A 10766-nucleotide genomic window follows, 5' to 3' on the forward strand; every position below is an offset into this window, starting at 1 on the left:
CAAAGGCGCTTCGGCGCCTTTGATGTTTCTGCTGCGTTACAAAAAATATAATCACATTCCATTGCGGCAAGCTCAGATCAAAAAGTGTGACTTGCACCGCCTCAATAAGTATTGGCTCTTTAAAGTTCGCACAAATTGTGCCGCACGAAATTTCATATAAAAAGTAAAAATATCTCACATCAGAAACGATAAGTCGCTTAACTTGACGTCAGTACTTTGGCGCTATAAAACGCTCGCACCGTTGGACAATCCAACCAAGTGGAATGACGTAAATGGATGCAAAAACAAAAAGTCTAATTACCGCGAGAGACATGGTAGAAGACATTGACAGGGTACTAAGCTGCATCGGTGTAGCCGTTACCGCAGGTCCATTGCAAACGAAAGAAATGGATGGTGTGTTGTCAATTCTTCAATGGTCTGGAGAAAGGCTTTGCGAATGCTCCCAGGAGCTGGCCGGTGTAATAGATCAACTCGCAAGTGCTCCCAACTGATCGAACAAGTCTCGCTGCTCAGCCCTGGGCATCGCACGTAACCGGTCGAAGATAAGACGGTCTGCGACTTGCGCTGAAGGGCTCAACGTGTGGGAGAACGTCAGCGTGGCCACCCAGGTGTGGCCACAACTGGCAGACAGGCACTGGCAATAGAGCCTGGCAAATTCCAGCGACAACTCTTCACGTGAAGCAATCCGACCTTTCCCGCCACATTCCTTACAGTAAATTCGCATAGCCCACCCACCGTATTCACAGAGGGCTATTTTGCCATACAACATCTGGTTGTTGTGTAACTCTTCAGATACTAACTGTGGTGAATCAGGTCACAGGCGCGGGTTCAGCCCAGGCAATATGACGGTCAGCCCTCAAACACTCATTGACTTGGAGAAAGAGTTGGCAAATCGGCCGTATTTCGTTGTTTGTGTAAACCTTGTCGATCTTTTCTATATCCCCAAATCCTCCCGCGTTTTCCGGTATTACACCCGCCAAGGCCGGGTGCATTCGCCAAGCAGCAATCACGTCATTGCGCGTGATGTTCTTGATCCGCTCGAACTCGTCTTTAGTGGCCACATCCCCAATCGGAATAATCTGAATGGCTTTTTCCGCGCCGCCGGGGATATTTACAAACATCGAGCGAAAGTTACCCACACCCTTGGCACTTTGAATCTGGGACTTTAAGTTTGCCTCGTCCTCTTCGGACAAGTCAGGGTCGTTCGTATAAAAGATAAATCCCGCATGGGCACCGTTGTTGTAATAGCGACGACGGAACAAGGTAGCCGATTCGTTCAAGAGCAAAGCATGCATGCCGCCCAGGTAGTCGGGCACACCATAAATATTCTGCTCTACGTCGTAATCCATGACGTGTTCCACTTCCTCCTCTTCAAAGTGCAACTCTTTGGCGTTGGGCAGCAACATCATGAATCCGCCCCCAACCTTGCGGCGCATGTTGATCGCCGGTAAGTGCTGCAACTCAATCACCTGGCCGATGACGTTGCGGATGCGCAGGAAAAACGCATCGCCAAACACCATGAAGTCCAATCCTGCGCGCCCCATGGTCTGCCGGCTGCACCCGGCCGAGGGGATGAAGTCACGCAGCAGCATGTTGCGCTTGAAGCGCGGGATGGTGCCGTGGTGGGCATTGGCCCGCAGCATCTTGGCCAACCCGGTGCGCGATACGGGCGGCACGTACATCCGTCCGTCGCTGGTCGAGAACACGCCCAGGTATTCGCCGACGTTGTTGGTCAGCACCGACTCTGGCGCGCCGAAGCTGAACGCCTGCACTTTGTGAGGCTGGGGATTGGGCTGTTCGAGTTCGTTCATGGCTGCCTTCTAGAGTTGACCAGCGGCTGCGCCGCTTTTTATTGACGTTGAGAGGTTCGTTGGCCAGTGCGTGCATCACGGCCCAGGCGATGTCGGCATGCCCGGTGGCGTCGGTGCGCGAGGCGCTGTAGGTGATCTGGCCGCTGTTGGTGGCGCCGCGCTTGATCGTCAGGAAGGCCGAGGCGATATCGTTCCAGTCGGCGTCCCATTCGATCCGCCGCCCTTGAATGGTGTCCTGGGCTTTGAGGACCAGGGTGTTTTTGGTTTCCAGGCTGTAATGGATCGGCGTTACCCGTGGGAAGAAATCGCGCACCAGGTCGAACACGCCGTAGCCCACGCCGGTGATGTCGATGCCGATGTGCTGGACGTTGAAACGCTCGGTGATTTTCTTGACCTGCGACGCCTGGTAGGTGAACGAGTGCCCGCGCCAGGAGTACTTCTCCAGGATCCGGAACTTGCCGCCTTGCTCCAGGGGCGGAGCGACCACCACGCAGGTGGCGTCGTCGCGGGTGCGGCTGGGGTCGTAGCCGACCCACACCGGGCTGTTGGCGAATGGCCGTAGCGCCTTTGGGTCCGCGTCGTAGTCGGTCCACAGCAAGCGATCCGAATAACAGCGCTCCAGATCCGCCAGGGCAAAGGCACTCTGCGTGCTGTCGATAAATTTGCACAGGTAGAGCTGATCGAACTGGTCGTCGGAGTTTTCCAGCTGCAACTGCTCCAGGTCGAACAGATCGCAGCCGCCGGCAATGGCATCGTGGATGGTGATGATTTTGCGCCACTGGCCATCCGGACACAGCGCGCCCTGGCGCAACTCGGCTTCGCTGGGGAACGGCAGGCTGGCCTTCTTGTGTTTGCCACGCTTGAAGGCGTCGCCGGTCCAGAACGGATACGCCTGATGGCTAACCGCGCTGGGCGTGGAAAAGTAAGTTTTACGCCACTTCTTGTGGGTGGCCATGGCCCCCGACAGCGTGTTGAGTTTTTCGAAGTCACGAATCCAGAAATATTCGTCGACGTAGACATGGCCGTGGTGACCTTGGGCGGTGCTGCTGTTGGTGCTGAGAAAGCGCAGCTCGGCGCCGTTGCTGAGGATGATCGGGTTACCGGTCAGCTCCAGACCAAACCACTCGCGGGCAAACTTGATGATGTAGTTGCGGAAAATCTCGGACTGGGCACGGCTGGCGGACAGGAACATCTGGTTGTCACCGGTCAGCACCGCATCCATGAATGCTTCGCCGGCAAAGTAGTAGGTCAAGCCGGTCTGGCGCGCCTTCAGCACGTTGCGGACGCGTCGCGTCAGAGGGTTCTGTTTGGCTTCGAACAACTCTTTCTGATAGCCGAACAGCTTGCTGGTGAATTTGTCGAGAAAGTCCACCTCGGTCAGGTGGCTGATGTCGTTCTTTATCGTTTTGGGTTTCTTCTTTCCCTGGCTGTCAGCGTCGCCTCGGCGGGACTTATCCCCAGGCGCTCGCCGTTCGCCATCGGCGCCGGCGGCGGCGTGCAGATCCGAAGAGCCGGGGACCGGTTTGACTGCCTGTTTTTGCAAGCGCTCGCGCACGCTGAGCAGCCGGTCGAGTTCGTCCAGTTCGGATTTTCCCAGCGTCTCGACTTTCTCCAGAATCAGGGTGATGCGCCGGCTGACCGCCGTCAGTGGTTCTTCGTCCGTCAGCAGCTCGTCCCAACTGCCCTTGGCGATCCAGTAGTACACAATCCGGATGTTAGGCAGCTTGAGTTGCGCCTGTATCTCGCGGGGTTTGTAACGGCGCAAATAGAGCTTTCGGGCCGCATCTTTGACTTCGGGTAAGTAGGGCATGAGCCGCAGTTTATGCAGCTCCTACTCTACAAACCCGCCCTTAAATTCCTGCTCAATCCTATTTCCTGAATCTAGGATTTTCGCGCAATGGAACCGTTTGTTCGGGCTGGCCTAGCTGCCTATCGTGGCGGCCACTGCACCGAATCGAGCGACTTTACTTCATGCCTCGCACCCTTGTTTCTGATTGGAAACGTGTCGCCACCAGCGGCAAAACCGTTGATGGCCGAACCATCGAAGCCCAGGACCTGCGCGACATGGCCAGCGCTTACGATCCGGCCACCTACACCGCGACCATCTGGTACGAACACATTCGCTACTTTGGCAGCCTGGGCACTGTCGCCGAGGTGAAAGCCGAAGATATCAGCGGCGGCAAAGTCGCCCTGTTTGCCAGGCTCCAGCCCAACGACCGTTTGTTGAGCCTGAACAAAGACGGCCAGAAGCTGTTCACTAGCGTGGAGATTCAGCCGAACTTCGCCGACACCGGCAAACCCTATCTGCGCGGCATGGCGGTGACCGATGACCCGGCCAGCCTCGGTACCGAGGCATTGCACTTTTGTCGTCGAGCCGAGGCCGGCAACCACTTTGCCAACCTGGAACCCCTGGACGACCTGACCACGGGCAACAGCGATGAGGCTGTGGCCCTGTCGTTCTTCGCCCGTGCGTTCGCCGCCATCCTGGGCAAAGGCGGTTTAGAAGCCCCCGCACACCCCACAGAAGAGAATACCCCCATGGATCAAACAACCGTGCAGGCCTTTGCCGCAGCGGTGGACAAACTTGGCACCGTGGCCACCAGCCTGGAAACGAGCGCCGCCACCTTTGCCACGCAGAAGCCGAACGAGCCAGACACCGCGCTCACCACCGAGAAGACCGGCGATCAGCTCACGGGCATCACCGTCGAGCAGTTCAACACCTTGAAAGGCTCGTTGGACTCGCTCACCGAAAAATTCAACACCGCGCTCAATCACGGCAAGCGGCAGGATCTGCCCCAGACCGCCAGCGCCGTGACTGACCAGCCAGAGGCCGTTTACTGATGAATCTGAGTAACGCTGCCCGCTTGAAATTCAGCACCCTGGCTTTGGCGATTGCATCGACTTATGCCGTCGCCTCAGTCCATGAAGAATTCAACGTCGAGCCGACCCATGCGCAGACGCTGAATGAAAAAATCACCCTGAGTTCGGCTTTCCTGCAACGCATCAACGTGCTGGCAGTGACCGAGATCAAGGGCGAAAAGGTCATGATCGGCGTCAACGGCACCGTCACCGGCCGTATCAATACGGCCACCAGTGACCGGGTCGCCCGTGACGTGCTGGGACTCGATGGCCTCGGGTACGAGCTGTTCGATACCCAAAGCGACGTGGCGTTGAAATACGCCACCATCGACGCTTGGTCCAAGTTCCCCGACTTTGCGCAGAAGTACGCCGCTGCCGTGCAAAAGCAGATTGGCCTCGACCGCATCATGATCGGCTGGAACGGCACCAGCGTGGCCCCCAACACCGACCGCGCCGCCAATCCTTTATTGCAGGACGTCAACAAAGGCTGGATGCAGATCGTTCGCGAGCAAGCGCCGCAACAGATCCTGGTCGAAGGTGCGACCGTTGGAAAAATCCAGATCGGTGTCGGTGGTGACTACGCCAACTTGGACGCCCTGGTCTTCGATGTCTCGCTGATGATCGACGAAGAGTTCCGCGACGGTGGCGACCTGGTTGCCATTATCGGTCGCGACCTGCTGGCCTACGACAAGGGCAAGCTGTATGCCGCTCAAGGCGACAAGCCGACCGAAAAAGAGCGCATCGAGATGGCCCAGGTGGTCGCCACTTACGGTGGTCTGCCGTCGTACACCTGTCCGCACTTTCCGAGCAAAGGCGTGGTGGTCACCAGTTGGGACAACCTGTCGATTTATTTCCAGGACAGCAGCTGGCGCCGCCAGATCGTCCAGAACCCGAAACGCTCGCAGGTTGAAGACTACAACGCGCGCAATGAGGGCTATGTGGTCGAGCAACTGGGCAAGTTTGCCGGCATCGAAGCGGCCAACGTGGAGTTCGTCACGGTCACCCTGCCACCGGAAACTCCTGAGCTATGAGCCTCGCCCTCAATCACAAAAAGCGCCTGCTTGAGCAGGGGCCGACCCCCGACTCAAAACCCTACACCTCAGCCACGGCTTTGGCGGGACCGGCCAACGCGCAAAAACACCTGGCCTTAATGAACGCCGCATTGGCCGAGGATTGCGGCCGACTGTCCGAGCTGAACTCACTGGAGGCTCGCCAGCGTTTGAAGCGCGACGAGCTGTTGCCCAAGTACCTGGTGTACGTGCAGCGCTATCGCGAGTCCGGCCTGAACCACCCGAACCTGGTGCTGATGCAGGTCCTGGTCTGGCTGTTCGACACCGAACAGTTTGAGCAAGCCCTGGAGCTGGCCGACTTTGCCATCGAGCAGGGCCAGGCGATGCCAGAGCGCTTCCGCCGTGACATTCCCACCTTTGTGGGTGACACGATGGTCGAGTGGGCCGAGGCGCAGCACAAAGCCCAGCGCAACCCGGAACCGTACCTCTCGCAGTTGTTGTCGCGTGTGGACGGTCAGTGGCCAGGCCACCGCGATCCCCGTGGTGGCGACCCACGCGAGCTGCCGCCACCGGCCGCTTCGTGGGAGCTGTTCGAGAAGATCCCGGCGCGCTACCACAAGCTGCTGGGCATCCTCGCCATGGAAGACAAGCGCTGGGCCAAAGCCTGCGCGCACTTTTACCGGGCCAATGAGCTTTACCCCGAAATCGGTGTGAAGACGCGCATGGATGAAGCCAGCAAGGCCCTGCGCAAGCAGGAAGCCGACGGCGACAAATCCGGTACCGAATAAACGACTAACCCCCCCAAGCGGGGGCCTGCCGAGGTGAAGGCCCTGTGCCAACCGCCTAACGCAGTCACCCCCGCGTCTATTCCGTAACAGCCCACCGAGGAGGTCAGCACATGAGTTTTGGCGGCAAGCCGACCACCTTGGTGGACTGCACAATACCCAACGACGGATTCTGGCCGGACCTTGAGCTGGCCGAATTCCAGGCCTCCTACCGACTGCCGGCGGAATACCTGCCGGAGATGATGGTCGAGGGGCTGACGCTCGCCATGGGTGAAGTCAACCTGGACCTAGCCAAGCGTAAATCCGAATGGCAGGACATGGGTTACAAGTCCCTGGAAGGCTCCGGCATGGAGTTGGAAACCTTCTACCTGGCCAGCTACCGGCGTGCCGCGTACTGCCGCGCTAAATCCTTTTTGCTCCAGCAGTTCGCCACCGTCAACCGCCGCGAGAGCGCCGAGAACCTGGGCAAAGAAGCCCCAGAACGACATGAGCTTTTTCTGTCCTACAGCCAGCAGTCCGTGCGCGTGCTGCAAGGCCGTGGGCGTGTCACCGCGGAACTGCTCTGATGGAAAAACTGCGCGCCCTGACCAAGTACCTGATCGACCATCGCGTGGTGGTCCCCGAGCAGCTCGAAAGCTGGGCGGAACAGGTCAACTTGTCGCTGGTTTGGAAGCCAGAAGAACTCGGCTTGCACATGGGTGACATGCGTTATCGCGCTGTCATTGTGCTTGAGCGTTTTGCTGATCATCCCGGGCGGCTGATGGCCTTGCTCGGCACCTGGCTGGTGAACAACGATCCTGACCGCCACCTGGACGAACTGCCGGCGCCGACCTTTGACATTGAGCAAATGGACCCGGACCTGGCGGACGTCGAAATCACCGTCGAATTTATCGAGCCGTTGCACCTGTCCGAATCGCCGGATGGCGAGTTTGAAGCCTTTGGCACCACCTGGGCCTTCGTGCCGTTTGACCTGTGGATTGCCGAGCGTGGTGAGGTGGTGTATGGCGCGTAAACAAGCCATCAGCCTGACCGTCGAGGGCATGCTGGATGTACAGTCCCAGCTGGCCATGCTCAGCCTGCCGCCCAAATTACAAGCGCGCTTGATGAACCGCGTGGGCCTGCGTCTGCGCAGTCAATGGCGGCAACGCGTGCGCAAACAGAGCGACCTGCACGACAGTCCATTCCAGCCCCGCAAGTTTCGCAAGCAGGGGCAGAAGAAACGCATGCTCACCGGCCTGGCCAAGCGAATGGGCGTCAGGCGCCTGGTCGGCAACGCCGCTGAAGTGGGTTGGGGCAACGCCAAAACCGCGATGATCGCCAGCGTTCATAACGCCGGCATGACCCTGCGTGGCGGTGCCGACCAACTGAGCCGGCAGAAGGGCAAAAACACCCTCATGGCCACCCGCTTTCAGGCCAAACGCCTGCGGGTATTGGGCTACAAACGCGCCATTCAGAACCCGGACAAAAAACGCCGCAAACCTCGTTTTATGCGCCCCGGTGTGGCGTGGATCGAAGCGAACCTGAGTTACGACCAGGCCGGCCTGCTGATCCGTCTGCTCAAGGGCGACGACCCTGGCCCCACCAGGTGGGACATCAATATCCCAGGCCGTGAGTTCTTCGGCATCGCCAGCCAGCAAGAGGTCAATGAGCTGGTGACCTACCTCATTCCACAAATCCTTAATTCACCGCGATAGAGGCCCCTTCCCATGGCTCTTGGCAAAGTAAGCGTCAACAACCTGAACCTCGGCCAAGGCCCGGTGACGGAGATCGAGCGTTATTTTCTGTTCATCGGTCCGGCATCCGCCAACATCGGCAAGCTGGTCGCGCTCAACACCCAGAGCGACCTCGATGTCGAGCTGGGCGTCGATGTCTCCGATTTGAAAACCCAGATTGCCGCCGCGCAGCTCAATGGCGGTGACCGTTGGGCCTGCATGGCCGCCCCAATTGAAACGGGTGGTGACTGGGCCGAGGCCCTGGACCAGGCCCAGCAGGCTGGCATCTCGGTCGAAGGCGTGATCATTACGACGCCTGTGACCACCGGTGCCGAGCTGACGGCGATGCAAGACAAGGCGACGGAAATCACCAGCGTATACGGGCGTCGCGTGTTCTTCATGGCGGCGTCCCGGGGCATCGACATTTCGGATCCGGCGCCACCGTTGAAAACAGCCACTGCGTCGAAGGATCCGGACACCGTTGCGAAAGGCACACGCACGTCCCCCAAGGCGGCTCAAACCACCGAAGGGGAAACACCGGCGCTGCGTATCCCCGAAGACTGGTCGACCTACCTGACAGCCCAGCGCGCTATCACCGCCGGTGTGGCGGCTCAACGGGTCATGGTCGTGCCGCAGTTGCACGGCAACGACCAGGGCGTCCTGGCCGGTCGCCTGGCCAATGCCATCGTCAGCGTTGCCGACAGCCCGATGCGGGTTGCCTCCGGCCCATTGCAGGGCCTAGGGCCCGTGCCCGTCGACGCCGCCGGCAAACCGTTGCCAGGTAGCGTGCGATCCGAGCTGGACAAGGCCCGTTTTTCTGTATCGCAAACCTACCCGGATTACCCGGGTGTGTTCTGGGCCGACGGAAACACGCTGGACGCGCCGGGCTCCGACTTTCAGGTGATCGAGTACCTGCGCATCGTCGACAAGGCCTCGCGCCGCATCCAGGTGCTGCTGATCCAGCGGGTGGCGGATCGCCGCTTGAACAACACGCCCAACAGCATGGCCACCGCCACGCAGGCATTCATGACCCCACTGCGTGAGATGGCGCGTTCCGTCACGGTGAATGGCCAGGTACAGCCCGGCGACATCGAGTCGCCCAAAGACGGCGACGTGACCATCTTCTGGAAGAGCAAAACGGCCGTGGAAATCTACTTCACGGTCACCCCTTACAACTGCCCGAAAGACCTGACGGCATACATCGCCCTGGACCTGTCCAACGGCGAGGAGGAGTAACCCATGGGTGCGCGCATTGGCGGCAAAAACTTCGACGTGAACATTGGCGATCTGCAAATCCACGTCGAAAAAATCAGCCTGGACATCACCGACAACACCGCCGTCGCCCAAACCGGCGGCGTTCCGGACGGCCATGTGGACGGCGACGTGTCGGCCAGCGGCGAGATGGAGCTGGACAGCGGCAACTTCTCTTTGCTGATCGACGCGGCCCGTCAGGCAGGCAGCTTTCGAGCCCTTGAACCCTTCGACAGCGTGTTCTTTGCCAAGACCCCTAGCGAGGAGCTGCGAGTGGAGGCCTTCGGCTTGAAACTGAAGGTGTCCAACCTGCTCGACATCGATCCGAAGGGTGGTGAAAAGAGCGTGCACAAAGTGCCGTTCGACGTCACGTCACCGGACTTTATTCGCATCAACGGTGTGCCGTATCTCGACCCAAGCGAGATCGAAGGCCTGCTCGGATGAGCAAGGTCGATAAGTGGCTGGTTCGTAGCACCTTGCTCAACTGCATTTTGGTTTTGCTGGTCCAGCTCGCCAATGGCGTCTATGACCTGGCACTCAATTACAGCCTGACCAATTGCACGTTTGGCTAAGACAGCGAGCTGCTCGCATGAGCGGCCCTGATGACTGGAGACGTCGATGGACCTTTCACCCGCCAGCGTCAGCGTGATGCTGCTGCTAACTGACTTGCTGGTGACCGGCGTGTTGGGTTTCCAGGTGTACCTGTTCCGGCAAATCAGTTTCGCCCGCCGTGAACACCTGGAGTTCCGCATCAAGATCGCCGAAGAGTACGTGCGCAATGAGCACCTGGATAAGGCGCTGAGCAAGCTGGAAGAGAACCTGGAGCGGCGTCTGACCGCACTTTTAAGCACTTCAAACAAACGGAACTGAGCAATGAGCGAACGACGCGAAATCACCCTGGAAGTCGGCGACAACGAATTTACCTTCGCCTTGGAACCGGTGGACGTGAGCAAGTACTTCAACCACCTGACGCCGACCAACAAGGTCGCGCCGGCCAACAACCTGCTGACCCAAACCGTCAAGCAGGAACAGTTGGCCAGCCTGCGCCCGCTGCTGGGCAATCCGGTGATTACCCTGCAACTGGCCGGTGCCCTGTTGGAGGAATACACGCCGGACATTGAGATCAACGTAAAAAAGCGCTCGCCCGCGCCGAGCGCTTAAACGAAAACGCCCTAGGCCAGCTGATGGCCCTGGTCGACCGCTGGCTACCGGGTGAAGAGCCGACCACGGACAACATGGGCACGGCCAAATGGCTGGACGATCAGTATTGGAGCCGTATGGAAATCGCCATCGCCAACGGCATTTCCCGGGCGTTCAAAGGGTAATCGGCCAGCACCT

Annotated in this window: 16 protein-coding genes; 13 read left to right on the forward strand and 3 right to left on the reverse strand. The window is 59.0% G+C overall.

What is annotated here, in order from left to right; translation table 11 throughout:
• The first annotated feature begins 272 nt into the window (after nucleotides 1–272).
• The gene (locus J1D76_RS17735; RefSeq protein WP_410922437.1) at nucleotides 273–491 is read left to right on the forward strand and encodes a hypothetical protein; all 219 of its coding nucleotides are present in this window, start codon (nucleotides 273–275) and stop codon (nucleotides 489–491) included.
• Here J1D76_RS17735 and J1D76_RS17740 read toward each other — a convergent pair.
• From J1D76_RS17740 to J1D76_RS17750, 3 genes are all read right to left on the reverse strand, one after another.
• Complete coding sequence (locus J1D76_RS17740; protein WP_421139549.1) at nucleotides 467–724, reverse strand: ogr/Delta-like zinc finger family protein; 258 nt, start codon at nucleotides 722–724, stop codon at nucleotides 467–469. The two genes, J1D76_RS17735 and J1D76_RS17740, sit on opposite strands and share 25 nt — an antisense overlap.
• Nucleotides 725–809: 85 nt before the next feature.
• On the reverse strand, nucleotides 810–1682 hold the full coding sequence (locus tag J1D76_RS17745; RefSeq protein WP_421139551.1) for a phage portal protein: 873 nt from the start codon (nucleotides 1680–1682) through the stop codon (nucleotides 810–812).
• Nucleotides 1579–3621: a terminase large subunit domain-containing protein gene (locus tag J1D76_RS17750; protein ID WP_421139552.1), complete on the reverse strand. Its 2043-nt coding sequence runs from the start codon at nucleotides 3619–3621 to the stop codon at nucleotides 1579–1581. Before J1D76_RS17750 ends, J1D76_RS17745 begins: the two co-directional genes overlap by 104 nt.
• 161 nt (nucleotides 3622–3782) lie before the next feature.
• Here J1D76_RS17750 and J1D76_RS17755 point away from each other — a divergent pair, with 161 nt between their 5' ends.
• From J1D76_RS17755 to J1D76_RS17810, 12 genes are all read left to right on the forward strand, one after another.
• Nucleotides 3783–4652 (forward strand): GPO family capsid scaffolding protein, encoded by an 870-nt coding sequence (locus J1D76_RS17755; RefSeq protein ID WP_421139553.1) that lies wholly within the window; start codon nucleotides 3783–3785, stop codon nucleotides 4650–4652.
• Complete coding sequence (locus J1D76_RS17760) at nucleotides 4652–5701, forward strand: phage major capsid protein, P2 family (protein ID WP_421139554.1); 1050 nt, start codon at nucleotides 4652–4654, stop codon at nucleotides 5699–5701. The genes J1D76_RS17755 and J1D76_RS17760 overlap by 1 nt, the downstream gene beginning before the upstream one ends.
• Nucleotides 5698–6468, forward strand: a complete 771-nt coding sequence (gpM, locus tag J1D76_RS17765; protein WP_421139555.1) for a phage terminase small subunit — start codon at nucleotides 5698–5700, stop codon at nucleotides 6466–6468. The genes J1D76_RS17760 and gpM overlap by 4 nt, the downstream gene beginning before the upstream one ends.
• Nucleotides 6469–6578: 110 nt before the next feature.
• On the forward strand, nucleotides 6579–7031 hold the full coding sequence (locus tag J1D76_RS17770; RefSeq protein WP_421139556.1) for a head completion/stabilization protein: 453 nt from the start codon (nucleotides 6579–6581) through the stop codon (nucleotides 7029–7031).
• Nucleotides 7031–7477, forward strand: coding sequence for a phage tail protein (locus tag J1D76_RS17775; protein ID WP_421139557.1), 447 nt, complete (start codon nucleotides 7031–7033; stop codon nucleotides 7475–7477). The genes J1D76_RS17770 and J1D76_RS17775 overlap by 1 nt, the downstream gene beginning before the upstream one ends.
• Nucleotides 7467–8159, forward strand: coding sequence for a phage virion morphogenesis protein (locus tag J1D76_RS17780; RefSeq protein WP_421139558.1), 693 nt, complete (start codon nucleotides 7467–7469; stop codon nucleotides 8157–8159). The genes J1D76_RS17775 and J1D76_RS17780 overlap by 11 nt, the downstream gene beginning before the upstream one ends.
• Nucleotides 8160–8171: 12 nt before the next feature.
• On the forward strand, nucleotides 8172–9413 hold the full coding sequence (locus J1D76_RS17785) for a DUF2586 domain-containing protein (protein WP_421139559.1): 1242 nt from the start codon (nucleotides 8172–8174) through the stop codon (nucleotides 9411–9413).
• Nucleotides 9414–9416: 3 nt separating this feature from the next.
• A complete protein-coding gene (locus J1D76_RS17790) occupies nucleotides 9417–9872 on the forward strand; it encodes a phage protein (protein ID WP_008048493.1) in 456 nt (151 codons plus the stop codon).
• Entirely contained in the window at nucleotides 9869–10000 is a 132-nt protein-coding gene (locus J1D76_RS17795; RefSeq protein ID WP_410922391.1) for a hypothetical protein, read from the forward strand. Before J1D76_RS17790 ends, J1D76_RS17795 begins: the two co-directional genes overlap by 4 nt.
• A 46-nt stretch (nucleotides 10001–10046) precedes the next feature.
• Nucleotides 10047–10298, forward strand: coding sequence for a hypothetical protein (locus J1D76_RS17800; protein WP_008048496.1), 252 nt, complete (start codon nucleotides 10047–10049; stop codon nucleotides 10296–10298).
• Between the two features lie 3 nt (nucleotides 10299–10301).
• The gene (locus tag J1D76_RS17805; protein WP_421139560.1) at nucleotides 10302–10589 is read left to right on the forward strand and encodes a putative phage tail assembly chaperone; all 288 of its coding nucleotides are present in this window, start codon (nucleotides 10302–10304) and stop codon (nucleotides 10587–10589) included.
• 20 nt (nucleotides 10590–10609) lie between these two features.
• Nucleotides 10610–10753, forward strand: coding sequence for a DUF6890 family protein (locus J1D76_RS17810; protein ID WP_410922435.1), 144 nt, complete (start codon nucleotides 10610–10612; stop codon nucleotides 10751–10753).
• Nucleotides 10754–10766: the final 13 nt, after the last annotated feature.

Origin of the sequence: Pseudomonas sp. NFX15 (assembly GCF_049132105.1) — a bacterium.
GTDB lineage: Bacteria > Pseudomonadota > Gammaproteobacteria > Pseudomonadales > Pseudomonadaceae > Aquipseudomonas.

Bases quoted from the DNA above. Each gene is read 5' to 3' on its own strand.
- J1D76_RS17785 (WP_421139559.1), top strand. From the start codon at position 8,172: ATGGCTCTTGGCAAAGTAAGCGTCAACAACCTGAACCTCGGCCAAGGC.
- J1D76_RS17800 (WP_008048496.1), top strand. From the start codon at position 10,047: ATGGACCTTTCACCCGCCAGCGTCAGCGTGATGCTGCTGCTAACTGAC.
- J1D76_RS17770 (WP_421139556.1), top strand. From the start codon at position 6,579: ATGAGTTTTGGCGGCAAGCCGACCACCTTGGTGGACTGCACAATACCC.
- J1D76_RS17735 (WP_410922437.1), top strand. From the start codon at position 273: ATGGATGCAAAAACAAAAAGTCTAATTACCGCGAGAGACATGGTAGAA.
- J1D76_RS17760 (WP_421139554.1), top strand. From the start codon at position 4,652: ATGAATCTGAGTAACGCTGCCCGCTTGAAATTCAGCACCCTGGCTTTG.
- J1D76_RS17750 (WP_421139552.1), bottom strand. From the start codon at position 3,621: ATGCCCTACTTACCCGAAGTCAAAGATGCGGCCCGAAAGCTCTATTTG.
- J1D76_RS17755 (WP_421139553.1), top strand. From the start codon at position 3,783: ATGCCTCGCACCCTTGTTTCTGATTGGAAACGTGTCGCCACCAGCGGC.
- gpM (WP_421139555.1), top strand. From the start codon at position 5,698: ATGAGCCTCGCCCTCAATCACAAAAAGCGCCTGCTTGAGCAGGGGCCG.
- J1D76_RS17775 (WP_421139557.1), top strand. From the start codon at position 7,031: ATGGAAAAACTGCGCGCCCTGACCAAGTACCTGATCGACCATCGCGTG.
- J1D76_RS17795 (WP_410922391.1), top strand. From the start codon at position 9,869: ATGAGCAAGGTCGATAAGTGGCTGGTTCGTAGCACCTTGCTCAACTGC.
- J1D76_RS17805 (WP_421139560.1), top strand. From the start codon at position 10,302: ATGAGCGAACGACGCGAAATCACCCTGGAAGTCGGCGACAACGAATTT.
- J1D76_RS17790 (WP_008048493.1), top strand. From the start codon at position 9,417: ATGGGTGCGCGCATTGGCGGCAAAAACTTCGACGTGAACATTGGCGAT.
- J1D76_RS17780 (WP_421139558.1), top strand. From the start codon at position 7,467: ATGGCGCGTAAACAAGCCATCAGCCTGACCGTCGAGGGCATGCTGGAT.
- J1D76_RS17745 (WP_421139551.1), bottom strand. From the start codon at position 1,682: ATGTACGTGCCGCCCGTATCGCGCACCGGGTTGGCCAAGATGCTGCGG.
- J1D76_RS17740 (WP_421139549.1), bottom strand. From the start codon at position 724: ATGCGAATTTACTGTAAGGAATGTGGCGGGAAAGGTCGGATTGCTTCA.